23 protein-coding genes are annotated in these 24,688 nt (G+C 65.2%); 7 read left to right on the forward strand and 16 right to left on the reverse strand.

Going from position 1 to position 24,688, the window contains the following annotated elements; all coding sequences use genetic code 11:
• The first annotated feature begins 5 nt into the window (after positions 1-5).
• Positions 6-563 carry an adenine phosphoribosyltransferase gene (locus tag PQU96_RS01550; RefSeq protein ID WP_272770520.1) on the forward strand — a complete coding sequence of 186 codons (558 nt, stop codon included), beginning with the start codon at positions 6-8 and terminating at the stop codon, positions 561-563.
• A 101-nt stretch (positions 564-664) separates the two neighbouring features.
• Here the strand turns inward: PQU96_RS01550 and PQU96_RS01555 are convergent, their stop codons facing one another.
• The 6 genes from PQU96_RS01555 to PQU96_RS01580 form a co-directional block, all read right to left on the reverse strand.
• The gene (locus PQU96_RS01555; RefSeq protein WP_272770521.1) at positions 665-2,647 is read right to left on the reverse strand and encodes a methyl-accepting chemotaxis protein; all 1,983 of its coding nucleotides are present in this window, start codon (positions 2,645-2,647) and stop codon (positions 665-667) included.
• Positions 2,648-2,857: 210 nt separating this feature from the next.
• Entirely contained in the window at positions 2,858-4,117 is a 1,260-nt protein-coding gene (gene murA, locus PQU96_RS01560; RefSeq protein WP_272770522.1) for a UDP-N-acetylglucosamine 1-carboxyvinyltransferase, read from the reverse strand.
• Between the two features lie 9 nt (positions 4,118-4,126).
• Complete coding sequence (locus tag PQU96_RS01565; protein WP_047967806.1) at positions 4,127-4,372, reverse strand: BolA family protein; 246 nt, start codon at positions 4,370-4,372, stop codon at positions 4,127-4,129.
• A 51-nt stretch (positions 4,373-4,423) separates the two neighbouring features.
• On the reverse strand, positions 4,424-5,179 hold the full coding sequence (locus PQU96_RS01570) for an ABC transporter permease (RefSeq protein ID WP_272770523.1): 756 nt from the start codon (positions 5,177-5,179) through the stop codon (positions 4,424-4,426).
• A complete protein-coding gene (locus PQU96_RS01575; RefSeq protein WP_272770524.1) occupies positions 5,179-6,081 on the reverse strand; it encodes an ABC transporter ATP-binding protein in 903 nt (300 codons plus the stop codon). Before PQU96_RS01575 ends, PQU96_RS01570 begins: the two co-directional genes overlap by 1 nt.
• Positions 6,082-6,120: 39 nt before the next feature.
• Positions 6,121-6,771, reverse strand: coding sequence for a TetR family transcriptional regulator (locus PQU96_RS01580; protein WP_272770525.1), 651 nt, complete (start codon positions 6,769-6,771; stop codon positions 6,121-6,123).
• Between the two features lie 263 nt (positions 6,772-7,034).
• On the opposite strand from PQU96_RS01580, the gene PQU96_RS01585 reads away from it, so the two are divergent.
• The 3 genes from PQU96_RS01585 to PQU96_RS01595 are packed head-to-tail and all read left to right on the forward strand — an operon-like array spanning position 7,035 to position 12,729.
• Positions 7,035-8,210 (forward strand): efflux RND transporter periplasmic adaptor subunit, encoded by a 1,176-nt coding sequence (locus PQU96_RS01585; protein ID WP_272770526.1) that lies wholly within the window; start codon positions 7,035-7,037, stop codon positions 8,208-8,210.
• A 15-nt stretch (positions 8,211-8,225) separates the two neighbouring features.
• The gene (locus tag PQU96_RS01590; RefSeq protein WP_272770527.1) at positions 8,226-11,354 is read left to right on the forward strand and encodes an efflux RND transporter permease subunit; all 3,129 of its coding nucleotides are present in this window, start codon (positions 8,226-8,228) and stop codon (positions 11,352-11,354) included.
• Positions 11,344-12,729: an efflux transporter outer membrane subunit gene (locus PQU96_RS01595; RefSeq protein WP_272770528.1), complete on the forward strand. Its 1,386-nt coding sequence runs from the start codon at positions 11,344-11,346 to the stop codon at positions 12,727-12,729. The genes PQU96_RS01590 and PQU96_RS01595 overlap by 11 nt, the downstream gene beginning before the upstream one ends.
• A 70-nt stretch (positions 12,730-12,799) precedes the next feature.
• Here PQU96_RS01595 and fnr read toward each other — a convergent pair whose 3' ends face one another.
• Positions 12,800-13,546, reverse strand: coding sequence for a fumarate/nitrate reduction transcriptional regulator Fnr (gene fnr, locus PQU96_RS01600; RefSeq protein ID WP_047967772.1), 747 nt, complete (start codon positions 13,544-13,546; stop codon positions 12,800-12,802).
• 111 nt (positions 13,547-13,657) lie between these two features.
• On the opposite strand from fnr, the gene hemN reads away from it, so the two are divergent.
• Positions 13,658-15,067 (forward strand): oxygen-independent coproporphyrinogen III oxidase, encoded by a 1,410-nt coding sequence (gene hemN / locus PQU96_RS01605; protein ID WP_272770529.1) that lies wholly within the window; start codon positions 13,658-13,660, stop codon positions 15,065-15,067.
• Between the two features lie 227 nt (positions 15,068-15,294).
• Here the strand turns inward: hemN and PQU96_RS01610 are convergent, their stop codons facing one another.
• From PQU96_RS01610 to hmpA, 4 genes are all read right to left on the reverse strand, one after another.
• On the reverse strand, positions 15,295-16,716 hold the full coding sequence (locus PQU96_RS01610) for an alanine/glycine:cation symporter family protein (protein ID WP_272770530.1): 1,422 nt from the start codon (positions 16,714-16,716) through the stop codon (positions 15,295-15,297).
• Between the two features lie 302 nt (positions 16,717-17,018).
• Entirely contained in the window at positions 17,019-17,246 is a 228-nt protein-coding gene (locus tag PQU96_RS01615) for a DUF2798 domain-containing protein (protein ID WP_272770531.1), read from the reverse strand.
• Positions 17,247-17,341: 95 nt separating this feature from the next.
• Positions 17,342-17,791, reverse strand: coding sequence for an Rrf2 family transcriptional regulator (locus PQU96_RS01620; RefSeq protein ID WP_272770532.1), 450 nt, complete (start codon positions 17,789-17,791; stop codon positions 17,342-17,344).
• 51 nt (positions 17,792-17,842) lie between these two features.
• Positions 17,843-19,051: an NO-inducible flavohemoprotein gene (hmpA, locus tag PQU96_RS01625; protein ID WP_272770533.1), complete on the reverse strand. Its 1,209-nt coding sequence runs from the start codon at positions 19,049-19,051 to the stop codon at positions 17,843-17,845.
• A gap of 173 nt (positions 19,052-19,224) precedes the next feature.
• Between hmpA and PQU96_RS01630 the strand changes: the two genes are divergently transcribed.
• Together PQU96_RS01630 and PQU96_RS01635 are read left to right on the forward strand one after the other, a co-directional pair.
• The gene (locus PQU96_RS01630; RefSeq protein ID WP_272770534.1) at positions 19,225-19,440 is read left to right on the forward strand and encodes a hypothetical protein; all 216 of its coding nucleotides are present in this window, start codon (positions 19,225-19,227) and stop codon (positions 19,438-19,440) included.
• A 184-nt stretch (positions 19,441-19,624) separates the two neighbouring features.
• Positions 19,625-20,308, forward strand: coding sequence for a Crp/Fnr family transcriptional regulator (locus tag PQU96_RS01635; protein ID WP_272770535.1), 684 nt, complete (start codon positions 19,625-19,627; stop codon positions 20,306-20,308).
• A gap of 214 nt (positions 20,309-20,522) precedes the next feature.
• Here the strand turns inward: PQU96_RS01635 and udk are convergent, their stop codons facing one another.
• From udk to hscA, 5 genes are all read right to left on the reverse strand, one after another.
• Positions 20,523-21,137: a uridine kinase gene (gene udk, locus PQU96_RS01640; protein WP_272770536.1), complete on the reverse strand. Its 615-nt coding sequence runs from the start codon at positions 21,135-21,137 to the stop codon at positions 20,523-20,525.
• Between the two features lie 136 nt (positions 21,138-21,273).
• The gene (locus PQU96_RS01645; protein WP_272770537.1) at positions 21,274-21,909 is read right to left on the reverse strand and encodes a glutathione S-transferase family protein; all 636 of its coding nucleotides are present in this window, start codon (positions 21,907-21,909) and stop codon (positions 21,274-21,276) included.
• 271 nt (positions 21,910-22,180) lie between these two features.
• Positions 22,181-22,375 carry a Fe-S cluster assembly protein IscX gene (gene iscX, locus PQU96_RS01650; protein WP_047966869.1) on the reverse strand — a complete coding sequence of 65 codons (195 nt, stop codon included), beginning with the start codon at positions 22,373-22,375 and terminating at the stop codon, positions 22,181-22,183.
• A gap of 27 nt (positions 22,376-22,402) precedes the next feature.
• Positions 22,403-22,744, reverse strand: a complete 342-nt coding sequence (gene fdx / locus PQU96_RS01655; RefSeq protein WP_047966868.1) for an ISC system 2Fe-2S type ferredoxin — start codon at positions 22,742-22,744, stop codon at positions 22,403-22,405.
• 52 nt (positions 22,745-22,796) lie between these two features.
• Positions 22,797-24,656 (reverse strand): Fe-S protein assembly chaperone HscA, encoded by a 1,860-nt coding sequence (gene hscA / locus PQU96_RS01660; RefSeq protein WP_272770538.1) that lies wholly within the window; start codon positions 24,654-24,656, stop codon positions 22,797-22,799.
• Between the last annotated feature and the right edge of the window lie 32 nt (positions 24,657-24,688).

The raw sequence follows: 24,688 nt of genomic DNA on the forward strand, positions 1-24,688 counted from the left end.
AATTGATGGAAAACCTGAGCAATCTGGACTACGCCAGTTACCTGAAGGGCTGGATCCGTACCGTACCGAACTGGCCGAGCGAAGGGGTGATGTTCCGCGACATCACGCCGCTGCTGCAGAACCCGAAAACCTTCCGCATGCTGATCGACATCTTCGTGCACCGCTATATGGGCGAGCGCATCGACGTGGTGGCGGGGCTGGACGCGCGCGGCTTCATCATCGGCTCGGTGCTGGCCTACGAGCTGAACGTCGGCTTCGTGCCCATCCGCAAGAAGGGCAAGCTGCCGTTCACCACCGTGGCCGAGGAGTACGAGCTGGAGTACGGCAACGCCACCGTGGAGATGCATACCGACGCGGTGAAGCCGGGCGACCGCGTGGTGCTGATCGACGACCTGATCGCCACCGGCGGCACCATGATGGCCGGCTACAAGCTGCTGCAGCGCCTGGGCGCCGAGGTGGTCGAGACTGCCGGCATCATCGAGCTGCCGGAGCTGGGCGGCGGCGAGCTGATGCGCGATCTGAACATCCCGCTGTTCACCGTGTGCTCGTTCGACGGCCACTGAGCGTCGTGTGAGCTGACACGACAACCGGCAGCGCCCCACGGGCCTGCCGGTTTTTTCATGGCCAAGGTTGGCCGCAAGCCCTTGCGGCCAACCTTGTGCGATTACAGCTTGAAGCGTTCGATGCGCTGCTGCAGCTCGTCCGCCAGCTGGCGCAGCTGCCCGGTGGCGTGGCTGGCGTGCAGTACCGAGCGGTCGGTGCCGTCTATCATGTCGTGGATCTGCGCCACGTTGCGCGCGATGTCGTGGCTGGCGCCGGACTGCTGGGCGGTGGCGCTGGCAATGCCGGCCACGGTGCGCATCACCTGCCGGTTGTGGTGGTGGATGCCGGAGATGGCGGCGGCGGCGCGCTCCGCCTGCTGCACGCCGGTTTCCACCTGGCGGATGGCGGCGTTCATGCTGTCGTTGGCGTTGCGGGTCTCGTCCTGCACCTGGCGGATGCTGGCGGCGATTTCCACGGTGGCGCCGGCGCTGCGCTCGGCCAGCTTGCGCACCTCGTCGGCGACCACGGCGAAGCCGCGCCCCTGCTCGCCGGCGCGGGCGGCCTCGATCGCCGCGTTCAGTGCCAGCAGGTTGGTCTGCTCGGCGATGTCGCGGATCACCTGCACCACGTGGCTGATCTGGCCGGCACGCTGCTCCAGCCCGAGCAGCACGCTGCCGAGCTGGCGGATGGTGTCGGCGATGCCCGCGATCCCGCTGGCGGTGGCGTGCACGCTGTCGGCGACCTGTTCCGCCTCCTGGCCGGCCTCGCGCACGCTGTCTTCGGCGACGCGGGCGGAGTCGGCGATGTGGCTGATGCTGACCGACAGCTGCTCGATGGCGGCGGCGGTGGCGGTGGCGGCCACCGATTGCTGCTGCGAGCGGGCGCTGATGTCGCCGGTTTCGCCGGCTAGCGCCCGGGTGGCGTGATGCACGGCGCCGACCCGTTCGCGTACCTCCAGCAGCATCTGCCGCAGCGACTGGCTGAAATGGTTGAAGGCGCCGGCGGAGGCGCCGATCTCGTCGCGGCCGCGGATCGCCAGCTCGCGGGTGAGGTCGCCGTCGCCGGTAGCCAGTGCGCTCAGTGCCTGCTGCAGCCGCGTCAGCGGCGTGGTCAGCCGCCGCAGCAGCGCGGCGAGCACCAGCAGGATCAGCAGCAGCGCGCCGAGGCTGAACAGGATGGTGTCGCGGGTGGCGGCGCGGCTGTCGGCCAGCGCGCGCTCCAGCGGAATCGAGATGCGCACCGCCCACGCGTTGCGGATGTTGCCGACGTGCATCGGCTCGATGTAGTGCAGCACCTGCGCGTCGTCGACGTACTGCAGGCTGCTGCCGCTGCGGATCGCGCGCCGCGCCGCTGCCGGCAGCCCCGCGTCGGCCTTGCCGACCAGCGCCTTGTCGCCGGCACCGAGCACCATGCCGTTGCCGGAGTAGATGGTCATGAAGCCGCTGCCGTAGGGCCTGATCGCGGCGGCGACCGCCTGCAACTGCTCCAGGCTGAAGTCGAGACCGGCGACGCCGACAAAGCGGCCGTCATCGACGATGGGGTAGGACAGCGTCGCCATCAGCACCTTGATGTCGTGATCCTCGTACGGCTCGGTCAGTACCGGCTGCAGGCTGTGCTTGGGGCCGTCGTAGTACTCGCTGCCGTCGGTGTCCTCCGAGCCCCACACCACATCCTCCTTGCCGCCCTTGCGGAACCAGTAGCTGCCGGCGCGGCCGCTGGCGCCGTTTTCCGGCTGGCCGGCCAGCTCGCTGTCGCGGCCGTCCAGCGCGTTCGGCTCCCAGCCGAGGAACACGCCGATGGCCTGCGGGTTGGTCTGCATCAGCAGGCGGGTGTGGGCGCCGGCCAGCGCGCGGGCATTGGCGGGTGCAGCGCGCTTGAGCACCAGCGCGTAGGCGGCGAGGTCCTTGGCGGTGGTGTAGGCGGCTTCCAGGCGCTGGTTGAGCTTGGCGGCTTCGTTGGCGGCCAGCAGGCGGGTGGCCGCCAGCACGTGCTGTTCCGCCTGTTGCGCGGAGAGGCGGGCGTTGACGCCGATGATCAGGCCGAAGCCGCCGAGTACGAGCAGGCCGGTGCCGAGCAGCAGCTTGGCCTTGATGGTGTCGAACATGGTCTTCCTTGTCGCTGCAGCGGTTTGTAGTGGAGCGGGTCGGCTGATGATAGGGGGCGGCGAGGCGGAAGATAAAGCGACGAGTGTTTAATATTTTAAATTAAGATGCGGTAAATGACGTTTGTGCAACAGTTTTATTAAACATCAATGCGCATAAAAAACCGCCGTAACTGCGGGGGCAGTCACGGCGGTGGTGTGGCTGTTTAATATTTAGCTCGCGACGCGGGTGATGTTGGCACCGACGGCATTGAGCTTGGCTTCGATGTGCTCGTAGCCGCGATCCAGGTGGTAGATGCGGTCGACGATGGTCTCGCCCTCGGCGGCGAGGCCGGCGATCACCAGGCTGGCGGAGGCGCGCAGATCGGTGGCCATCACGGTGGCGCCGGACAGCTTCTCCACGCCCTTGACGATGGCGGTGTTGCCTTCCACCTCGATGTTGGCACCCATGCGGTTCAGCTCCGGCACGTGCATGAAGCGGTTCTCGAAGATGGTCTCGGTCATCACCGCCGCGCCGTCGGCGATGGTGTTCAGCGTCATCATCTGCGCCTGCATGTCGGTCGGGAAGGCCGGATGCGGCAGGGTGCGCACGTTGACCGCTTTCGGGCGGCGCTTCATATCCAGCGAGATCCAGTCGTCGCCACACTCGATCACGGCGCCGGTTTCGGTCAGCTTGTCGAGGATCACGTCCATGCTGCGCGGCGCGGCATTGCGCAGCACCACGTGGCCCTGGGTCATGGCACCGGCGACGAGGAAGGTGCCGGCCTCGATGCGGTCTGGCATGATCGCGTGTTCGGCGCCGTGCAGGCGCTCGACGCCCTCGATGACCAGCTTGTCGCTGCCGATGCCCTGGATCTTGGCGCCCATCGCCACCAGGCAGTGGGCGAGGTCGACCACTTCCGGCTCGCGCGCGGCGTTTTCCAGGATGGTGGTGCCTTCGGCCAGCACCGCCGCCATCATCAGGTTTTCTGTGCCGCCGACGGTGACCATGTCCATCACGATGTGGGCGCCGCGCAGTTTCTTGGCGCGCGCCTTGACGTAGCCGTGCTCGATGGAGATCTCGGCGCCCATGGCGACCATGCCCTTGATGTGCTGCTCCACCGGGCGCGAGCCGATGGCGCAGCCGCCGGGCAGGGACACGGTGGCCTCGCCGAAGCGGGCCAGCGTCGGGCCCAGCACCAGGATGGACGCGCGCATGGTTTTCACCAGGTCGTACGGTGCCACCAGGGTGTCAAGGTTGGCCGCAGTGATCTCGAACTCGTGCACGTTGTCGGTCATCACGCGCACGCCCATGCCTTGCAGCAGCTTTTGCGTGGTGGCCACGTCGCGCAGCATCGGCACGTTGGTGAGCTTCAGCGTGTCGGCGGTCAACAGGCCGGCGCACAGGATGGGCAGGGCGGCGTTCTTGGCGCCGGAAACACGGATTTCACCGTTGAGCGGGCCGTTGCCGCCTTGAATGACCAGTTTTTCCATTTTCGTGATTTAGCCTTGTTGCTGCGCCCATTCTTCCGGGCTGAGTGTCTTCATTCCCAGTGCGTGAATCTCGGCGCGCATGCGGTCGCCGAGGGCCTGGTACACCAGCTGGTGGCGCTGGACGCGATTGCGGCCGGAGAATTCCGCGCTGACGATCACGGCGTTGAAGTGGGTGCCGTCGTCGCCCTGCACGTCGATGTAGTCGCAGGGGAGACCGGCGAGAATGACTTCCTTGATATAGTCTGCACTTACCATTTTGGTTCCTGTCTTTATGTTGTCATGGCGCGGCACGCAGAGTGCCGCCGCTCAATGGCGAAGCTTGTAGCCGCTCGCGATCAGCCGCATCACCCACAGCGATAGCGCGACGAAGCAGCCGCCGACCACCGCCAGCGACAGCCACGGCGACACGTCGGCCTGGCCGAAGAAACCGTAGCGGAAGCCGTCGATCATGTAGAACACCGGGTTGAGGTGGGAGACGCTGCGCCATAGCGGCGGCAGGCTGTTGATAGAGTAGAACACGCCGGACAGGAAGGTCAGCGGCATGATCAGGAAGTTCTGGAACGCGGCCAGCTGGTCGAACTTGTCGGCCCAGATGCCGGCCATGATGCCCAGCGTGCCGAGCACGCCGCAGCCGAGCACGGCAAAGGCCAGCAGCCACAGCGGCTGCGCCGGCAGCGGCAGGCCGAACCAGGCGGTGACCAGCAGCACGCCGGCGCCGACCACCAGCCCGCGCACGACGGATGCCAGCAGGTAGGCGCCAAAGAAGGCCGGCGCGCTGATCGGCGGCAGCAGCAGGAACACGATGTTGCCGGTGATCTTGGACTGGATCAGGCTGGACGAGCTGTTGGCGAACGCGTTCTGTGCCATCGACATCATCGCGAGGCCAGGGATCAGGAAGGCGGTGTAGCTGACGCCGGGATAAGCCTCGACGTGTTGCGACAGCACGTGCGAGAAGATCAACTGGTACAGCAGCGCGGTCAGTACCGGCGCCATCACCGTCTGGAAGCCGACCTTCCAGAAACGCAGGATTTCCTTCTTGAACAGGGTAATGAAGCCGTACATCAGAGTTGTCCTCCGTGCATCAGCTTGACGAAGACCTGTTCCAGGTCGGTTTCGTGTACCGACAGCTCGCGTACTTCCACTGCGGCCAACCTCAGTTCGCTCAATACCTGCTCCAGTTTGGCAATATCCGGCAGCGCCAGGATGTGGCGGCCGTCCTGCTGGCGCAGGCTCAGCGGCTGCAGGCTGGCCGGTAGCGGCCCCGACAGCTGCAGCGACACTTCGCGCGCCGCGCTGCGCGACAGCAGGGTGTCCTTGTTCTCCAGCGCGATCAGCCGGCCTTTTTTCATCATCGCGATGCGGCTGCACAGCGCCTCGGCTTCTTCCAGATAGTGGGTGGTCAGCACGATGGTGTGGCCGGCGGCGTTGAGTTCCTTCACGAACGCCCACAGGCTCTGGCGCAGTTCGACATCGACGCCGGCGGTGGGTTCATCCAGCACGATCACCGGCGGGCGGTGCACCAGCGCCTGCGCCACCATCACCCGCCGTTTCATGCCACCGGACAGCGCGCGCATGTTGACGTTGGCCTTGTCGGTCAGCCCCAGCTTGTAGAGCAGTTCGTCGACCCAGGCGTCGTTATGGCGGATGCCGAAATAGCCGGACTGGAAGGTCAGCGTCTCGCGCACGGTGAAGAACGGGTCGAACACCAGTTCCTGCGGCACCACGCCCAGCTTCATGCGTGCGTCACGCGTCTGGGTCACGGTGTCGTGGCCCATGATGCGGATCCGGCCGCTGTCGGCGCGCGACAGCCCGGCCATGGCGGAAATCAGCGTGGTCTTGCCGGCGCCGTTGGGGCCGAGCAGGGCGAAGAACTCGCCGTGCTCTACCGTGAAGCTGATGCTATCCAGGGCCTGCAGCGACGCGAAGCGTTTGCTGACAGCCTCGATGCTGATGGCGTGAGTCATGACAAAAGGGCGGAAGGCGTAAAGACGCGGAGTATAACGCTATTCAGCCGCACATGGCAGGGGTTGCAGCCAGCAGCGCTCCTTGAAAATGCCTTCAAAATAAGGGCTTAACAGCGCGGATAGATTATGGTGAATGGTGCGGTCGTCTTGTGCCAGCAGCCAGCTGTGGATCAGGCCGCCGTACAGGCTGTGCAGGCCGATGGCGGCCAGCTTGGGATCGACGTCGTCACGCAGCAGGTGCTGTTCCTGCGCGCAGAGCAGTACCTGCTGCAGCTTGGCCTGTTTTTCCTGGGTCCAGCTGATCTGCTCCAGCAGGAGCGGCGCCATTTCGCCGACCTGCTCGCAGCCCAGATGGTGGATGCCGCAGATGCGGCGGATGCGCGGACTGTCGTGCAGCAGCGCGAACATGGCGTGGCCGTGCTGCCACAGTCGCGTCGCCGGGTTGATGGCAGGATCGAGCAGGCGCGCGTCGAGACTGTCCAGCTCCGGGATGATGCGGTCGCACAGTGCGTTGAACAGGTCGAGCTTGTTGGAAAAGTGCCAGTAGATCGCGCCGCGGGTCAGCCCGGCGGCGGCGGCGATGTCGGCAAGCGAGGTCGCGGCGACACCTTTCTCCCAGAATACCTGTTCGGCGGTATCCAGCAGCAGGTGGCGGGTTTGCTCGGCTTCTTCTCGGGTTTTGCGTGCCATGTTCTCGAAAGGGTTATTCAGCGCGGCGTAAGGATAGCGTTAAAGCCGCCGTTGCGCTGGCCGATTTGTTTACATACATACACGGATGTATGTATTATGACGCAAAATTGTCGCATTGTCTGTATCGGAATTCGGAAACGCGTCCTGGCAAGCGGCTGTCCAGCACGATTGCATGCTATATAGCCGGTTGGCATTTTCTGACCGGCACGCAGCGCGCAGACGGCTGTTGCCTATGTACGACGCACACATCAAGGAGATCTCGGGTGAGTTCTTTCAATAATCATAAATGGACGCTGGCGCTGTTGCCGCTGGCAGTGATGCTGACCGCTTGCGGGCAGCAGGGCGGGCAGGCCGCCGGTCACGGGGCGATGCCGCCGCTGCCGGTCAGCGTGGTGAAGATGACCGCAGCCGATGTGCCGGTGGTCACCGAGTACGTCGGCCAGGCGGTCGGTTCGCGCGAGGTGGAAGTGCGCGCCCGCGTCTCCGGCATCCTGCAGAAGCGTGCCTACACCGAGGGTGCCAGCGTGCGCGCCGGTGACGTGCTGTTCCAGCTCGACGCCGCGCCGTACCAGGCGGCACTGGAGCAGGCGGAGGCGACGCTGAAGCTGGAAGAGGCCAAGCTGATCCGCGCGCAGCAGGACCACGACCGCGTGCTGCCGCTGTTCAAGGAAAACGCCGTCAGCCAGAAAGACCGCGACGACGCGGTAGCCGCGCTGGCCACGGCCAAGGCTTCGGTCGCCGCCGCCCGCGCCGCGATGAAGTCGGCGCAGATCAACCTCGGCTACACCCGCGTCACCGCGCCGATCTCCGGCGTGACCAGTGCCGAGGCGCGCTCCGAGGGCAGCCTGGTGCAGCCGGGCGATGCCGGCCTGCTGACCAAGATCTCGCAGCTGGATCCGATCTACGTCAAGTTCTCGCTGTCCGACAACGATGTGCTGAAGAACCAGCGGCTGGCGGCCAGCGGCAAGCTGCGCCAGCCGGAAGGCGGCCGCTACATCGTGTCGCTGAAACTGCCGGACGGCAGCACCTACGGTCGTGAAGGCCGCATCAACTTTGCCGACCGCGTCATCGACCCGACCACCGGTACCTCGGCGGCGCGCGCCAGCTTCGACAATCCGGAAGGCACCGTGCGTGCCGGCCAGTTCGTGCGCGTCGAGCTGAAGGGCGCGGTGCGCCTGAATGCGCTGGTGGTGCCGCAGAAGGCGGTGCTGACCTCGCAGCAAGGCAAGATGGTGTGGGTGGTCGGCAAGGACAACACCGTCGAGGCCCGTCCGCTGCAGATCAGCGACAGCGCCAATAACGGCTTCATCGTAGAGAGCGGGCTGAAGGCCGGCGACCTGGTGATTACCGACAACCTGATCAAGCTGCGCCCGGGTGCCAAGGTGGTGCCGCAGGCGGCTGCGGCCAACGTTGCCGCCCCGGCAGCGGCCCAGGGCTAAGGCGAGGAACAATACATGTTTTCATCTTTCTTCATCCGCCGGCCGATCTTTGCCAGCGTGCTGTCGATCGTGATCGTGCTGGCCGGTTTCTTCGGCATGCGCGCGCTGCCGATCGAACAGTACCCGCAGATCGTGCCGCCGTCGGTGGCGGTGACCACCGCCTATCCCGGCGCCTCCGCCGAGGTGATCGCCGATACCGTGGCCTCGCCGCTGGAACAGGCGATCAACGGCGTCGACGACATGCTGTACATGCAGTCCAGCAGCGCCAGTAACGGCCGGCTGACCATCAACGTGACGTTCAAGATCGGTACCAATCCGGACCAGGCGTCGATCAACGTCAACAACCGCGTGCAGTCGGTGCTGTCCTCGCTGCCGGAAGAGGTGCGTCGCCAGAGCGTGAACGTGCGCAAGCAGGCCGCCACCTTCCTGCAGGTGATCTCGCTGTACTCGCCGGACAAGCGCTACGACACGCTGTTCATGAGCAACTACGCGCTGCTCAACGTGGTCGACGAGCTGAAGCGCATCCCCGGCGTCGGCCAGGTCACCAACTTCGCCGGCAAGGACTACGCGATGCGGGTGTGGCTGCGGCCGGACCGTCTGGCGCAGCTGAAGCTGACGCCCAGCGACGTGGCCACCGCCATCCGTGAGCAGAACGCGCAGTTCGCCGCCGGCAAGATCAGTGCCGAGCCGAACGCCGGCAAGCCTGACTTCACCTACACCATCACCACCAAGGGCCGTCTGACCGAGGCCAGCGAGTTCGAGAACATCATCGTGCGCGCGGCCGCCGACGGTGCCAAGGTGCGCCTGAAGGACGTGGCACGGGTGGAGCTGGGTGCGCTGGGCTACGACTTCTACGGCAAGCACAACGGCCGTCCTAGCATCCCGATCGGTATCAACCTGGCGCCGGGCGCCAACCAGCTGGACACCGCCAAAGCGGTACAGGCGAAGATGGACGAACTGGCGGAGCGTTTCCCGGCCGGCCTGTCCTACTCCATTCCCTACGACACCACCCGCTTCGTCGAGGTATCGATCCAGGAGGTGATCACCACGCTGATGGAAGCGATGGTGCTGGTGTTCGCCGTGGTGTACCTGTTCCTGCAGAACTGGCGCGCGACGCTGATCCCGGGCCTCGCGGTGCCGGTGTCCATCGTCGGTACCTTCGCCGGCATGTACATGTTCGGCTACTCCATCAACACGCTGACGCTGTTCGGCATGGTGCTGGCGATCGGTATCGTGGTCGACGACGCCATCGTGGTGCTCGAGAACGTCGAACGCATCATGATGAAAGAGGGCAAGCCGCCGCGCGAAGCCACCATCCAGGCGATGAAGGAAGTCAGCGGCCCGGTGGTCGCCATCGTGCTGGTGCTGTGCTCGGTGTTCATCCCGGTGGCGTTCATGGGCGGTATTGCCGGCCAGATGTACAAGCAGTTCGCCATCACCATCGCGATGTCGGTGACCATCTCCGGCATCGTGGCGCTGACGCTGACCCCGGCGCTGTGCGCGGCGATGCTGAAGTCCGAGCACCAGCACAGCAACGCCTTCTTCGACGGCTTCAACCGCCTGTTTGACCGCATCACCCACCGCTACAGCAGCGGCGTGGCCTTCCTGATCAAGCGCTCCGTGCTGGCGCTGGTGCTGTTCGGGCTGCTGATCGGCGCCTCGGTGTGGCTGTTCAAGCTGATTCCGTCGTCGCTGGCGCCGGAAGAAGACCAGGGCTACGTGATCTCCGCCACCATCCTGCCCGACGGCGCGGCGATCAACCGCACCGTGGACGCGATGGACAAGCTGGACGTGGAAATCGCCAAGAACCCGGCGGTGAAGGACGTGATGAGCTTTGCCGGCTTCGACATCCTGTCCGGCTCCAACCGCACCAACACCGGTGTCACCTTCATCACCCTGAAGCCGTGGGGCGAGCGCAAGGCGCCGGGCATGTCGGCGCAGGCGGTGGTTGGCGACGTGTTCATGAAGGGCGCCGGCATCAAGGAAGGCCTGGTCCTGGCCTTCAACCCGCCACCGATCTCCGGCATGTCCTCCACCGGCGGCTTCGAGGCCTACGTGCAGAACCGTGCCGGTGCCTCGGCCGGCGAGCTGGCGGCGCAGGCGCAGGCGCTGATGATGGCGGCGGCGAAACGGCCGGAACTGGCCGGCGTGCAGAGCACCTTCTCGGCCAACGTGCCGCAGGTCAACGTGCAGCTGGACCGTGAAAAGGCCAAGGCGCTGGGCGTGCCGATCGACGACGTGTTCGACACCATGCAGAGCACCTTCGGTGCGCTGTACGTGAACGACTTCAACAAGTTCGGCCGCATCTTCACCGTGCAGCTGCAGTCGGAGGCCGAGTTCCGCAAGAGCGTGGACAACCTGCGCACCGTGTTCGTGCGCGCGCAGAACGGGCAGATGATCCCGCTGTCCAGCCTGGTGACGGTGGAGCAGACCACCGGCCCGGAAATCGTCGAGCGCTACAACGCCTTCCCGTCGGCCAAGCTGGTCGGCGGCCCGGCACCGGGCTACAGCTCCGGCGAAGCGCTGGCGGTGATGGAGCAGCTGGCGAAGGAAACCCTGCCGGACGGCTACACCCTGGCGTGGACCGGTTCCGCGTTCCAGGAGAAGTCCACCGGCGGTGCCTCGTCGACGGTGTTCGTGATCGCACTGGTGATGGTGTTCCTGATCCTCGCGGCACAGTACGAGCGCTGGACGCTGCCGATCGCGGTGCTGACCGCGGTGCCGTTCGCGGTATTCGGCGCGCTGGTGGCCAACTGGCTGCGCGGGCTGGAGAACGACATCTACTTCCAGGTGGCACTGGTGACGCTGATCGGCCTCGCGGCCAAGAACGCGATCCTGATCGTCGAGTTCGCGGTGCTGAAGATGGAAGAAGGGCGCTCGCTGGCCGAGGCGGCGGTGGAGGCGGCCAAGCTGCGCTTCCGCCCTATCGTGATGACCTCGCTGGCCTTCATCCTGGGTTGCGTGCCGCTGGCGATTTCCAGTGGTGCCGGCTCCGCCAGCCGTCACTCGATCGGTACCGGCGTGATCGGGGGCATGTTAGCCGCAACCTTCATCGCGGCGCTGTTCATCCCCCTGTTTTTCAAACTGATTATGCAGTGGAGCCAGCGCAAGCCGGCACCACAAGGAGAGCAGCATGATGCTTAAGCAAGCGCTGTTGCCAATGCTGGTTGCCGCCACGCTGTCGGCGTGCGCGGCGGTCGGCCCGGACTACCAGCGTCCGCAGCTGGACATGCCGCAGGCTGCGGCCAACGTGGCGCCGGTCGCCGGCGACTGGTGGCGCAGTTTCGGGGATCCGGTGCTGGATGCGATGATAGACGAGTCGCTGCGCTACAACCGTGATCTGGTGCAGGCCGCGGCGCGGGTGGAAGAAGCCGCCGCCGCCGCCGGCGTGGCGCGTGCCGGCCTGCTGCCGCAGGTCAGCGCCAGCGCCGGCAGCGGCCGCAGCCAGACCTCGGCCTACAGCAGCGGTGGTGGCGCACTGGTCGACAGCCGCCAGGCCGGGCTGACCGCCAGCTGGGAGCTGGACCTGTGGGGCAAGCTGCGCCGCGAACGCGAGGCGGCGCTGGCCGACGTCAGCGCCAGCGAACGCTCGCTGGCCGCGCTCAGACTGTCGCTGGGCAGCCAGGTGGCCAAGAGCTACTTCCAGCTCGCCAGCTACGACGCCCAGCTCGCCAGCGCCCGCGCCACGCTGCAAAGCCGCGAGGAGTCGCTGCAGCTGCGCCGCAAACGCTTCAACGGCGGCATGACTTCCGAGCTGGAGCTGCGCCAGGCCGAGGCCGAGGCCGCCAGTGCGCGCGCCACCGTACCGCAGCTGGCACAGGCGGTGACGCAGACCGAACACGCGCTGGCGGTGCTGCTGGGCCGCTCGCCGCGTGACATTGCGGCCAACCTTGGCCGCGGCAAGACCTTGTCGGCGCTGGCCGAGCCGGAGCAGATCCCGTCCGGCCTGCCGTCCGACCTGCTGCTGCGCCGTGCCGACGTGGCGGCGGCGGAAGCCAGCCTGGTCGCGGCCAATGCCCGCATCGGCGTCGCCCGCGCCGCCTACTTCCCGAGCATCAGCCTGTCGGCCGGCATCGGCAGCGCCAGCACCGCGCTGACCGACCTGTTCAGCGGCCCGGCGCAGACCTGGAACTTCGCGGCCAACCTTGCCGCGCCGATCTTCAACGCCGGCCGCATCGCCGCCGGTGTCGATGCAGCCAACGCGCGCCAGAAACAGGCGCTGGCAGTGTACGAGAAGACGGTGCAGCAGGCGTTTGCCGACACGCTGGACGCGATGTCGGCGGTCAGCACCACGCGCGACACCGAACAGGCGCAGCTGCAGCAGCTGGCATCGCTGCGCGAGGCGCTGCGCCTGGCACGGCTCCGCTACGACAACGGCTACTCCAGCTATCTGGACGTGCTGGACGCCGAACGCGGCGTGTTCCAGGTGGAGCAGGCGCTATCCAGCGCCCGCCTCGCGCGGCTGTCGGCGGTGGTGTCGCTGTACGCGGCGCTGGGTGGCGGCTGGCAGGGCAGTTGATCCTGCAAACCACAATGCAAAAAGCCCGGATCAGTCGATCCGGGCTTTTTTGTTTGCTGGCGCGGCGGGCTTAGCCGGCGCTGTTGGCCTGCGAGCAGCCGGCCACCAGGGCCTTCAGCTCTTCCGGGCGGACCAGCTGGATGTGCTTGTGATCGACCAGGATCCAGCCCTGCTGCTGGAATTTCGACAGCGTGCGGCTGACGGTTTCCAGTTTCAGGCCGAGGAAGCTGCCGATCTCCTCGCGGCTCATGCGCAGGATGAAATCGTTGGCCGCAAAGCCTCGGCTGGCCAGGCGCTGCGACAGGTTGAGCAGGAAGGCGGCGAGGCGCTCTTCCGCTTTCATATTGCCCAGCAGCAGCATCACCGACTGGTCGCGCACGATCTCTCGGCTCATTAGGCGGAAGAAGTGGTGTTGCAGGCTGGGGATGTCGCGCCCCAGGCTTTCCATGCGGCTGAACGGCAGCTCGCACACCTCGCTGTCCTCCAGCGCGATGGCGTCGCAACCGTGAGTGTTGGAGGAAATGCCGTCCAGCCCCATCAGCTCGCCGGACATGTGGAAACCGGTCACCTGCTCGCGGCCGTCCTGGCTGGAAACGCAGGTCTTGAAATAGCCGGTGCGTACCGCGTATAAAGAACGGAAGCCCTCACCGCTGCGGAACAGGTACTCGCCGCGCTTGAAACGGCGGCTCTGACGGATAACGGCATCCAGCTGCGCCATCTCGTCACGGTTCAGCCCCACCGGCAGGCACAATTCACGCAGGCTGCAGTTGGAACAAGTGACTTTCAGCGAATGCAGGGGGGAGGACAGATCGTTCATACCGAGAGTCGATTTCCAGGGACAGATGAGCTTGCTTGATGAGCGTCAATGCAGATCAAGGCGTAATTGCGCAAATTTACCAGTCCCCCACCAGATTTCCAATCAAAATATATGATGGCTGCTCATTCTGCATTTATCCCGACCCAATGTGTTTTCGACCGGACCCTGATCGAAACACTGGAAGGGTCCGGTCCGCGTTATACCTCCTATCCTACCGCCGACCGCTTTCACGCGGGTTTCGGGGTGAGTGATTATGAGCATTGCCTGGCGCAGCGCGCCATCGGGGCAAACCATCGCGGCATTTCGCTGTACGTCCACATCCCGTTCTGCAACACCATCTGCTACTACTGCGGCTGCAACAAGATCATCACCAAGGACAAGAGCCGCGCCGACGCCTACCTCGACTACCTGGAAAAGGAAATCGCGCTGGTGGCGGAAAAGCTTGGCTGCCGCGAGAAGGTGATCCAGCTGCACTTCGGCGGCGGCACGCCGACCTTCCTGTCCGATGCGCAGCTGGACCGGGTGATGGGCGTCATCAACCGCTACTTCGAACTGCTGCCGGAAGGCGAGTTCTCCATCGAGATCGACCCGCGCAAGGTTGGCCGCGACACCGTGCTCCATCTCGGCCGGCTCGGCTTCAACCGCATGAGCGTCGGCATCCAGGACTTCGATCCGGCGGTGCAGCAGGCGGTGAACCGCATCCAGAGCGAGGAAGAAACCCGGCTGGTGATCGACGCCGCGCGCGAGGCCGGCTTCAAGTCGGTGAGCGTGGACCTGATCTACGGCCTGCCGCTGCAGACCGCGCACTCGCTGGAAAGCACCGTCAACAAGGTGATCGCGATGTCGCCGGACCGCATCGCGCTGTACAACTACGCGCATCTGCCGACCGTGTTCAAGCCGCAGCGCCGCATCAACGAGGCCGATCTGCCGTCCAGCGCCACCAAGCTCGACATCCTGCAGAACTCCGTTCAGCAGCTGAGCGATGCCGGCTACGTGTTCATCGGCATGGACCACTTTGCCAAGCCCGGTGATGAACTGACGCGCGCGCTGGAGCAGGGTCGCCTGCAGCGCAATTTCCAGGGCTACTCCACCCACGCCGATTGCGACATGATCGGCTTTGGCGTGTCGTCGATCGGCAAGGTCGGCCCCTGTTACAGCCAGAACGAAAAGGACATCGACGCCTACTACGCGGCGCTGGATGCCGGCCACCTGCCGGTGATGCGCGGCATGACGCTGACCCAGGACGACATCCTGCGCCGTAGCGTGATCCAGGCGCTGATGTGCCGCTTCTCGCTGTCGGTGGAGGCGATCGAGCAGACCTTCGCCATCAACTTCGCCGACTACTTCGCCGACGAGCTGCCGAAGATCCGCGAATTCCAGCAGATGGGCCTGCTGCACTTCGACGGCGACTTCCTGATGGTGGAGCCGAAGGGGCGCTTCCTGATCCGCAATATCGCGATGGCGTTCGACCGCCACCTGCGCGAGCGCGAAACGCACGCGCGCTATTCGAAGACCATCTGACCCGCGCCGCACAGGCGGCGGGACGACAGGCACACAAGGTTGGCCGCAGCGATGCGGCCAACCTTTTTGCTTTTATATAGGTTGCGGCGGTGCGGACGAGGATGGCCATGCGGTCTGCCTGCCATACAGGGATCAGCTAGCGCTCGCTCCGTTATTTCTGCGTCGCCGCCGGACGCAAAAAAGCCCGCCAGAGGCGGGCTTGCTCGGGACAAGGTTGGCCGCAAGGCTTACCACACGTCCTTGTGGATCTTGGCTTCGATCTCCGGGTACTTCTTCACGTCGAACACCGGCTGTTTCACGCCGGCCTTCAGCTGTTGCTGGTAGTCCTTCAGCAGCACGAATACGTACTTGGACAGCATCATGATGGCGAACAGGTTGATCAGCGCCATCACGCCCATCGCCAGGTCGGCCATGTCCCAGACCAGCATCGAGCTGCCCAGGCAGCCGAATACCACCATGCCCAGCACCGCCAGACGGAACAGGAAGATCACGGTCTTGTTGTTCTTGATGAACTCGACGTTGCCTTCGGCGTAGGCGTAGTTGCCGATGATGGTGCTGAAGCAGAACAGGAACATGATCACCGCCAGCAGCGTGCCGCCCCAGCTGCCCAGCGTGGCGCTCATCGCGGCCTGGGTCAGTTGTACGCCTTTCAGCTCGGCACCCGGTACGAAGGCGCCGGACAGCAGCACGATCAGCGCGGTGCAGGTGCACACGATCATGGTGTCGATGAACACGCCGAACATCTGGATCAGGCCCTGCGATGCCGGGTGGCGGGTGGTGGCGGCGGCGGCGGCGTTCGGTGCCGAGCCCATGCCGGCCTCGTTGGAGAACAGGCCGCGCTTGATGCCCAGCATCATCGCCTGGCTCAGTGCGTAGCCGGCAAAGCCGCCAGCAGCCTGTTGTACGCCGAAGGCGCTCTTCACGATCAGTGCCAGCACCGCCGGTACTTCACTGGCGTGGGTGATGATCACGAACACGGTCATGCCCAGATACAGCACAGCCATTACCGGCACCATCCATTCGGCCACCTGGCCGACCTTGCGCAGGCCGCCGAAGATGATCGGGGCGGTCAGCAGCACCAGGCCAATGGCGACCAGATTCTTGTTCCAGCCCAGCGCGCCCTCGGTCGCGGCGACGATGGAGTTGGCCTGCACCGCGTTGAACACCAGGCCGAAGGCGATGATCAGCGAGATCGAGAACGCCATGCCCAGCCAGCGCATGTTCAGGCCCTTCTGGATGTAGTAGGCCGGGCCGCCACGGAAGGTGTTGTCGTGGTGGCTGACCTTGAACAGCTGTGCCAGCGAGGATTCGGCAAAGGCGCTGGCCATGCCCAGCAGCGCGGTCATCCACATCCAGAACACGGCACCGGGGCCGCCCAGCGCGATGGCGGTGGCGACACCGGCCACGTTACCGGTACCGACGCGGCTGGCGAGGCCGGTGGCGAAGGCCTGGAACGAGGAGATGTCGTTACTGCCGGCAACGTGGTTGCGGCCGCCCAGCATTTCCTTGATGCCGCGCGGCAGCAGGCGGATCTGCATGAAGCCCATGCGCAGGGTGAAGAATAGGCCGATGCCCAGTAACAGATAGATCAGCAACTGACCCCAGATCAGGTCGTTGCCGGCATTGATCCAGCTATGAAGTAATTCCATTCGTGCTCCTAATACATGTCGAGCGCAACGCGGCCGGCCGCGCTTGTGGCGGTGCCGGCGACATCAACGGGCTCTGGGTGTTGTTTGGACAATCGCCGCTCAGGCGGTCTTGTTGTACCGGTTCGCCGGCGCAGATTGGCGCTGGCGGGGCGGCATGATAGCGTAAATTGCGACGGGAGTGTGTTCGTTTTCGATGATTTATGGCGGGAAAAACCCTTTTTGCCGGCGGGTTTCCGGTGTTTTTGATTCGATTTGATTGAAATCGAACTTAAACGAATGTCGGCGGTGCGGCCGCCGTGGCGTCAGGGACCGACGTAGCGCAGCAGCAGGCGGCGTACGCGCGGCGCCCCGACCAGCACCAGCGGGAAGGCGCAGCCCCACGCCAGCAGCCAGGCGCGCAGCCAGCGGCCGACGAAGCCGGCGTCGATGCCGGTGTTGACCGCGGTGAGGATGCCCGACATCAGGAAGGCCATGTAGCAGGACATCAGCAGGGCGAACAGCAGGGCGTGCTTGCGGGAGGGGATGGACATGGCGGGCTCGCTACGGTGGTGGGTAGCGTAGTTTATAGAATGTAAAGCAGCTTGACCAATATGCCGCCGCTTCAGGCGCCGCCGTCAGCGCGTGCTCAGGCCTGAGCGCGCGGCGACATGCGGTGCAGGATGGCGATGGCCTGGCTGGTTGGCGTGCGCACCGCATCGGCCAGCGTGTAGCGGTCCAGCGCGCTGAAAAAGGCCTGCAGCGCCTCGTCCAGCATCCCTTTCAGCTGGCAGCTGCCGCGCAGCTGGCAAGGTGGCTCGGCACAGTCGATCAGCTCGGTGACGCCTTCCAGCTGGCGGATCACCTGTCCCAGCCGGTAAAGGTTGGCCGCACGCGCCAGCGCGAGGCCGCCGCCCTTGCCGCGGGTGGTGACCAGCCAGCCCTGCTGCGACATGAAGTGCACCACCTTGACCAGATGGTTGCGCGACACGGCAAAGCGCTCGGCGATCTCGCCGATGGTGACCGGCGCCGCGCGCGGCTCGTCGGTGAGGTACATCAGGACTCGCAGGCCAAGGTCGGTGAAGTGGGTCAGTTGCATGCAGGGGTATCCGGGTAAAAGCGGGCCGCCGTTGCGGCCCGCTGTGCGCGATTATAGCGCGGTGCCACCGGTGCCGAAGGCCTCGGCGTGAATGCGCACGGCATCGACGCCCAGCGCCAGCAGCGCCTGCTGCTGCGCCTGCATGAACGGCAGCGGGCCGCACAGGTAGTAGTCGGCGTCGGCGACGATCATGTCCGCCGTCAGTGCGAGGCGACCGGCGTGGTGGTAGTGCACGCCCGGCTGGTCCTCGGCGCGCGGCGCCTCATAGTAGATGCGGCTGTCCAGCTGCGGATACTCGGCCGCCAGATTGGCGACGTGCTGGCGGAAGGCGTGCACGCTGCCGTCGCGGCAGGCGTGCAGGAAGCGGATGCTGCGCGGGCTGTTCTGTTGCAGCAGCTGCTCCAGCATCGCCAGCAGCGGGGTGATGCCGACGCCGCCGCTGATCAGCACCACCGGCGTGCTGCGCTCCTGGTGCAGGAAGAAGTCGCCCATCGGTGGTGCCAGGTCCAGCAGCGCGCCGGCCTCGATCGCGTCGTGCAGCACGTTGGACACCATGCCCGCCGGACGGCTGTCGTCGCCGGCCTCGCGCTTCACCGAGATGCGCAGCGCCGTGCCGCCGGGCGCGGCCGACAGGCTGTACTGCCGCGGCTGCATCATGCCCAGTTCCGGCACCGCCAGCCGCACCGACACGTACTGCCCAGGCAGGTAGTCCGGCAGCGCGCCGCCGTCGGCCGGCTGCAGATAGAAGGAGGTGATTTCGGCGCTCTCAACCACCTTGCGGCCAACCTTGAACGCGCGCCAGCCGCTCCAGCCGCCGCGCTGGGTGGCCGCCTGCTGGTACAGCTTGTTTTCTTCTGCGATCAGGATGTCGGCCAGCTGGCCGTAGGCGGCGGCCCAGGCGGCGATCAGCTCGTCGCTGGCGGCGTCGCCCAGCACCTCGCGGATCGAGGCCAGCAGGTGGCCGCCGACGATAGGGTAGTGCTCGGCGCGGATGCCCAGGCTGGCGTGCTTGTTGGCCACCAGGGTCAGTACCGGTGCCAGCACCGACGGATCGTCAATGTGTTCGGCGTAGGCGGCCACCGCCATCGCCAGCGCCTGTTGCTGGCTGCCGGCCTGCTGGTGACCCTGGTTGAAGATCTGCTTCAGTTCCGGATTGTGCTGGAACATGCGGGCGTAGAAGTGGCGGGTGAGGGTGACGCCGTGTTGTTTCAGGACGGGAGCGGTGGCCTTGACCAGTTGACGGGTGTGCTGATCCAGCATTGTGATTTCCTTTTAATGTTGTGTAAAAAATACATGTTTTTGCGCGCAAGCGGCGATACGCGGCCAACGTTCGGGCCGGAGGTGGGCGGTGGCGAACGCGGCGGGACAGGCTGGCTTAAAACATGTACAAATAATACATGTTTAATTCCATCGTGTCAGCCCCGGAGCCCCTCATGTCGCACACCATCGAAACCATCGCCCGCCGCGCCGCCGTCACCGCCCTGCTGCTGTTCGGCATCTGTCTGTATCTGGCCTACCAGGAAAGCGTGCCGCTGGCGCTGGGCTGGGTCATCGCCTCCCACCTGCTGCTGACGCTGTCGGCCGGGGTGTTCAAGCTGTCGGTGGTGGTGGTGATGGCCTGCCGTCACGGCCGACGCCATGCAGTGTGATTTTTCATGCTTCTATGTGTGCCATGCAGCGGTAGCCGAGTTGGTCTATTTTGTTAGTTTTGCTATCAAATTGACTGGTTTATTGGTGAAATTTACAATCAAATAATTATGCCAAAACTGAACCGTCCGAATGGCCCGGCTGAAAAAGAGCGAACCCGTAGTGCACACACGAAAAAGTAAAGAAATGAATCTGGACGACATCAAGGCGCAGTTGGCCGCAACCGATTTTTTTGCCGACCAGCCCCCCGTGGTTTTGGACAGAGTGATCGACCATGCCATTTCCTTGCGCGTGCGCAAGGGTGAATACGTGTTTCAGGAAGGACAGACCGTGTCCGCCATCTACCTGGTGGTCAGCGGTCGTTTGCAGGCGCACGTCTCGGACAGCGCCAACCGCAAGTACGTACTGATGTTCAACAATCCCGGGGAGCTGATGGGCGAGGTGTCCTACCTCGACGGCGGCCCCTGTGCCTGGAGCGCGATGGCGGAAGAGGACTGTCTGCTGTTCAAGTTCAACCGCCAGGACCTGATCAGCATTTTCGGCACCGCCGACGGCCTGCCCAGCGACTCGGTCCGCAACCGGATCCTGGTGAGCCTGGCCGGCATGGTGCGCCGCATTTCGGCATCGGCCAAAAGCCTGGCACTGCTGGACGTCTACGGCCGCATCCGTCTGCTGTTCAACGACTACACCGTGAACCACGATGGCGTGATGCAGCTGCAAAAAACCTTTACCCAGCAGGAAATCGCCGACCAGATCGGCTCCTCGCGCGAGATGGTGGCGCGCATCCTGAAGGAGCTGGTGTTCGGCCGCTACATCGCCATGGAAAACCGCCGCATCGTGTTGCTGAAGATGCTGCCGGAGAACTTCTGATCTGGTGCCGCCGCAGAATACTGTTCCGCGGCGCCAGTTAAGTCTTCATTGTGGATTGCCTGTCGTGGCAATTGGTACTGGAACGTCGTTCATCATGGTGCGAACGCGGCAGATAGCTGCAAGCTGACGTAGCCACCGCCACGGCAAAGGTTGGCCGCAAAAAAAGGGCGTGTCTCCGACGGAGACACGCCCTTGTCGCGTGTGCGCTGGAGGCTCAGGCGATCAGGCTGGCCACCTTGGTAGTGATGATGTCCACCGCCGGATCGTTGGCGCCGTGCGGCAGGATCACGTCGGCAAAGCGCTTGGTCGGCTCGATGAACTGGTTGTGCATCGGGCGCACCGTGGCCAGGTACTGTTCGATCACGCTGTCGGTGGTGCGGCCGCGTTCGGCGATGTCGCGCTTCAGGCGGCGGATGAAACGCACGTCGGCGTCGGTGTCGACAAAGATCTTCAGCGACATCATCTCGCGCAGCGCGGCGTCGTACAGCGGGAACAGGCCCTCGATCACGATCACCGGTGCCGGCTGGATGGTCACGGTGCGCTCGGCGCGGGTGTGGTTGGTGAAGTCGTAGCTGGGCATCTCGATGGCGTGGCCGCAGCGTAGCTCGTCGATGTGCTCGATCAGGAGCGGCCAGTCGAAGGCGTGCGGATGGTCGTAGTTGGTGGCGAGGCGCTGCTCGAAGCTGAGGTGGCTCTGGTCGCGGTAGTAGTCATCCTGCACGATCACTGCCGCCATCTCGGCGCCTATGGTTTCCAGCACCTTGCGGGTCACCGTGGTTTTGCCGCTGCCGCTGCCGCCAGCGACGCCGATGATGAACGGAGTCGTCATGTTGTCTGTGCCCGATCGAAATGAAAAACCGGCCATTCTAATGACTTGCCGCCAACTTCTCCATCGGCAATGCGTCATTGGTGGCCGGATATGCCGGAAAACAGCCATCTCTGGCCATTTTCCGGCGATGGCATGGTCAGGCGTCGGTGGCGGCCTGCTCCAGTTCCGCCTCGTCCAGCCATTGCTGCATCGCCGGCAGCGACAGCAGGCTGTCGGCGTAGGCCTGCGACACCGGGTCCAGCGTCACGCCGTAGCTGACAAAGCGCAGCACCACCGGCGCGAACATGGCATCGACGATGCCGAAGTGGCCGAACAGGAAGTCGCCGTCGGCGACGAAGCGCTGGCGCAGCTGGCGCCAGATGGTGGTGATGCGCGCGATGTCGGCGGCGCAGTCTGCGGACGGTTGCAGCAGGGTGCGCAGGCTGGCGTTCATCGGCATCTCGCTGCGCAGCGCGGTAAAGCCGGAATGCATCTCGGCGCTGATGGCGCGCGCCTCGGCGCGGTCGGCGCGCTCCTGCGGCCACAGCCGTGCCGCCGGGAACAGCTCGGCGAGGTATTCGCAGATCGCCAGCGAGTCGTGCACGCGCAGCAGGCCGTCGAACAGCACCGGCACCTTGCCGGCGGGATTGGCGGCCAGCAGCTGCTGCTTGCTGTCCGGGCTGTACAGGTGGATGTGTTTCTCGGCGAACGGCTCGCCCAGCTGTTTCAGTACCAGCCACGGCCGCAGCGACCAGGACGAGAAGTTCTTGTTGCCGATGACGAGGGTCAGCATGATGGCTCCAGTGCAGGATTGAGGGTCATGCTGCATTACAGCCCAGCCCCGGCATCAGGACAAGCAAAACGCCCTGCCGGGGCGGGCAGGGCGTGGTGGCTGTTGCGGCCAACGTTGTCAGGGCCTTTCAATGTCTGCTGCGACTGCTCGCGACATGGGGCGATACGGCGTTGAAAACGGCCTCGGCATGCTGATTTATATCCAGCTAAACGCCGCTTCCTCAGCCGTTTTCGCCTTGTCTCGCGTGAGCTCGCGAGACCTTGAACAGGACCTAGTCGGCTTCGTTGATCCAGGCCTGCTGGATCGCTTCCAGCACCTTTTCGCCACCGCGGCTGTGGTCGTCGTCAAAACCGGGCAGGTCCACCACCCAGTTGTGCAGCTCGACGAAGCGGATGGTGGTCGGGTCGATGTCCGGATGCGCCTCGTACAGTTCGATGGCGATATCGTTGATGTCGGTCCATTTCATGGCACGTCTCCTTGGATGCTGCGCGGCTCAGTGGTGTTCGCGGGCGTGGTTGATGGTGTAGCGCGGGATCTCCACCACCAGGTCCTCGCTGGTGACGATGGCCTGACAGGACAGGCGCGACTGCGCTTCCAGCCCCCAGGCCTTGTCCAGCATGTCGTCTTCCAGGTCGTCGGACGGTGGCAGCGAGTTGAAGCCTTCGCGCACGATGACGTGGCAGGTGGTGCAGGCGCAGGACATCTCGCAGGCGTGTTCGATCTCGATGTCGTGGGCGAGCAGGGCTTCGCACACGGTGGTGCCGGTGGCGACATCGTCGAGCACGGCGCCCTCGGGGCACAGGTCGGCGTGTGGCAGCACAATGATACGCGGCATGGTCAATCCTTCTGGTGTCGTTCTGCGTTGCGGCCAACGTTGGCCGCAAGGCTTACAGGGTTTCGATGTTCTTGCCGGTCAGCGCGCGCTGGATGTTGCGGTCCATGCGGCGTGCGGCAAACGGTTCACTGGCCTGGTTGAGCTTGTGCGAGCAGGCGTTGATGTCCTTGGTGCTCTCGGCGGCGATGGCGTCGCGCAGTGCCTGCATCGCGGCGTCCAGTGTGGCGCGCTCGGCCTCGTCCAGCAGGTCGGCGTCGCTGGCCAGTGCAGCGTCCAGCGCATCCAGCAGGCTGTCGGCGTCGACGATCGCCTCGCGCAGCTTGCGCGCGTTGATGTCGTCGGCGACGTGGGCGATGGAGTCGCTCAGCATGCGCGTGATCTCGTCATCGGACAGGCCGTAGGACGGTTTCACCTCGATGCTGGCCTCGACGCCGGAGATCATCTCGCGGGCGGTCACCGCCAGCAGGCCGTCGGCGTCGACCTGGAAGGTGACGCGGATGCGCGCGGCGCCAGCCACCATAGGCGGGATGCCGCGCAGCACGAACTTGGCCAGGCTGCGGCAATCGGATACCAGTTCGCGCTCGCCCTGCAGGATGTGCACGGAGAGGGCGGTCTGGCCGTCCTTGAAGGTGGTGAATTCCTGCGCCCGCGCGATCGGGATGGTGCTGTTGCGCGGGATGATCTTCTCGGTGAGGCCTCCCATGGTTTCCAGCCCCAGCGACAGCGGGATCACGTCCAGCAGCAGCCACTCGTCGTCGCCCTTGTTGCCGGCCAGCACGTTGGCCTGGATGGCGGCGCCCAGCGCCACCACCTTGTCCGGGTCGAGGTTGGTCAGCGGCGGGCGGCCGAAGAAGTCGCCGACGGCTTTCTGTACCTGCGGCATGCGCGTGGCGCCGCCGACCATCACCACGCCCTTGACGTCCTCGGCGCCGATCCTGGCGTCGCGCAGCGCCTTGCGTACCGGCAGCAGCGTCTTGTCGATCAGCGTCTTGCTGATGGCGTGGAAGGTGGCCTGCGACAGTTGCAGGTCGATGGTCTGGCCGTCGGACAACACGGCGGTGATGCGGGTGTCGGCGTGCTCGGTCAGCGCTTCCTTCGCCTCGCGGGCGCGAGTCAGCAGCAGGCGGGTGTCGTGGGCGTTCAGGCCGTGCAGGTCGGCCTGTTCCAGGATCCAGCAGTAGATGCGGTGGTCGAAGTCGTCGCCGCCCAGAGAGGAATCGCCGCTGGTGGCGAGCACCTCGAACACGCCGCGGGTCAGCGCCAGCACCGACACGTCGAAGGTGCCGCCACCGAGGTCGTACACCACGTAGGTGCCCTCGGCGCCGTTGTCCAGCCCGTAGGCGATGGCGGCGGCGGTCGGCTCGTTCAAGAGGCGCAGCACGTTGAGGCCGGCCAGGCGTGCCGCGTCCTTGGTCGCCTGGCGCTGCGCGTCGTCGAAGTAGGCCGGCACGGTGATCACCGCACCGATCAGCTCGCCGCCGAGGCTGGCCTCGGCGCGTTCGCGCAGGCTACGCAGGATGTCGGCGGACACCTCCACCGGGCTCTTGTGGCCGGCGCGGGTCACCAGCTGCACCATGCCCGGCGCGTCGACGAAGCGGTAGGGGCTGCGGCCAACGTCCTGGATGTCGGCGAGGCCACGGCCCATGAAGCGCTTCACCGACACGATGGTGTTGTTCGGGTCGCGGCTCTGTTCCGCCTGCGCGTCGAAACCGACGATGGTGCGGCCGTCGTCGCGGTAGCGCACCACCGACGGCAGCAGGCTGCGGCCGTGTTCGTCCGGCAGCACGGTGGCGGCGCCGCTTTTCACGGTGGCGACCAGCGAGTTGGTGGTGCCAAGGTCGATCCCGACCGCCAGACGGTGCTGGTGCGGGGCGGCGGAGAGGCCGGGTTCGGCGATTTGCAGTAGGGCCATGGCTGCTAGCTACTCTTTATTCAATGATCCGG

The sequence above is a fragment of the Vogesella margarita genome (assembly GCF_028548475.1).
Taxonomy (GTDB): Bacteria; Pseudomonadota; Gammaproteobacteria; order Burkholderiales; family Chromobacteriaceae; genus Vogesella; species Vogesella margarita.

Coding starts and splice junctions, on each gene's coding strand:
- PQU96_RS01620 (WP_272770532.1), bottom strand. CDS start 17,791: ATGCAACTGACCCACTTCACCGACCTTGGCCTGCGAGTCCTGATGTAC.
- PQU96_RS01555 (WP_272770521.1), bottom strand. CDS start 2,647: ATGTTCGACACCATCAAGGCCAAGCTGCTGCTCGGCACCGGCCTGCTC.
- fnr (WP_047967772.1), bottom strand. CDS start 13,546: ATGAACGATCTGTCCTCCCCCCTGCATTCGCTGAAAGTCACTTGTTCC.
- hmpA (WP_272770533.1), bottom strand. CDS start 19,051: ATGCTGGATCAGCACACCCGTCAACTGGTCAAGGCCACCGCTCCCGTC.
- PQU96_RS01630 (WP_272770534.1), top strand. CDS start 19,225: ATGTCGCACACCATCGAAACCATCGCCCGCCGCGCCGCCGTCACCGCC.
- PQU96_RS01565 (WP_047967806.1), bottom strand. CDS start 4,372: ATGGTAAGTGCAGACTATATCAAGGAAGTCATTCTCGCCGGTCTCCCC.
- PQU96_RS01645 (WP_272770537.1), bottom strand. CDS start 21,909: ATGCTGACCCTCGTCATCGGCAACAAGAACTTCTCGTCCTGGTCGCTG.
- PQU96_RS01610 (WP_272770530.1), bottom strand. CDS start 16,716: ATGGAATTACTTCATAGCTGGATCAATGCCGGCAACGACCTGATCTGG.
- PQU96_RS01595 (WP_272770528.1), top strand. CDS start 11,344: ATGATGCTTAAGCAAGCGCTGTTGCCAATGCTGGTTGCCGCCACGCTG.
- PQU96_RS01615 (WP_272770531.1), bottom strand. CDS start 17,246: ATGTCCATCCCCTCCCGCAAGCACGCCCTGCTGTTCGCCCTGCTGATG.
- hscA (WP_272770538.1), bottom strand. CDS start 24,656: ATGGCCCTACTGCAAATCGCCGAACCCGGCCTCTCCGCCGCCCCGCAC.
- PQU96_RS01580 (WP_272770525.1), bottom strand. CDS start 6,771: ATGGCACGCAAAACCCGAGAAGAAGCCGAGCAAACCCGCCACCTGCTG.
- murA (WP_272770522.1), bottom strand. CDS start 4,117: ATGGAAAAACTGGTCATTCAAGGCGGCAACGGCCCGCTCAACGGTGAA.
- hemN (WP_272770529.1), top strand. CDS start 13,658: ATGATGGCTGCTCATTCTGCATTTATCCCGACCCAATGTGTTTTCGAC.
- fdx (WP_047966868.1), bottom strand. CDS start 22,744: ATGCCGCGTATCATTGTGCTGCCACACGCCGACCTGTGCCCCGAGGGC.
- PQU96_RS01590 (WP_272770527.1), top strand. CDS start 8,226: ATGTTTTCATCTTTCTTCATCCGCCGGCCGATCTTTGCCAGCGTGCTG.
- PQU96_RS01575 (WP_272770524.1), bottom strand. CDS start 6,081: ATGACTCACGCCATCAGCATCGAGGCTGTCAGCAAACGCTTCGCGTCG.
- PQU96_RS01635 (WP_272770535.1), top strand. CDS start 19,625: ATGAATCTGGACGACATCAAGGCGCAGTTGGCCGCAACCGATTTTTTT.
- iscX (WP_047966869.1), bottom strand. CDS start 22,375: ATGAAATGGACCGACATCAACGATATCGCCATCGAACTGTACGAGGCG.
- PQU96_RS01570 (WP_272770523.1), bottom strand. CDS start 5,179: ATGTACGGCTTCATTACCCTGTTCAAGAAGGAAATCCTGCGTTTCTGG.
- PQU96_RS01550 (WP_272770520.1), top strand. CDS start 6: ATGGAAAACCTGAGCAATCTGGACTACGCCAGTTACCTGAAGGGCTGG.
- udk (WP_272770536.1), bottom strand. CDS start 21,137: ATGACGACTCCGTTCATCATCGGCGTCGCTGGCGGCAGCGGCAGCGGC.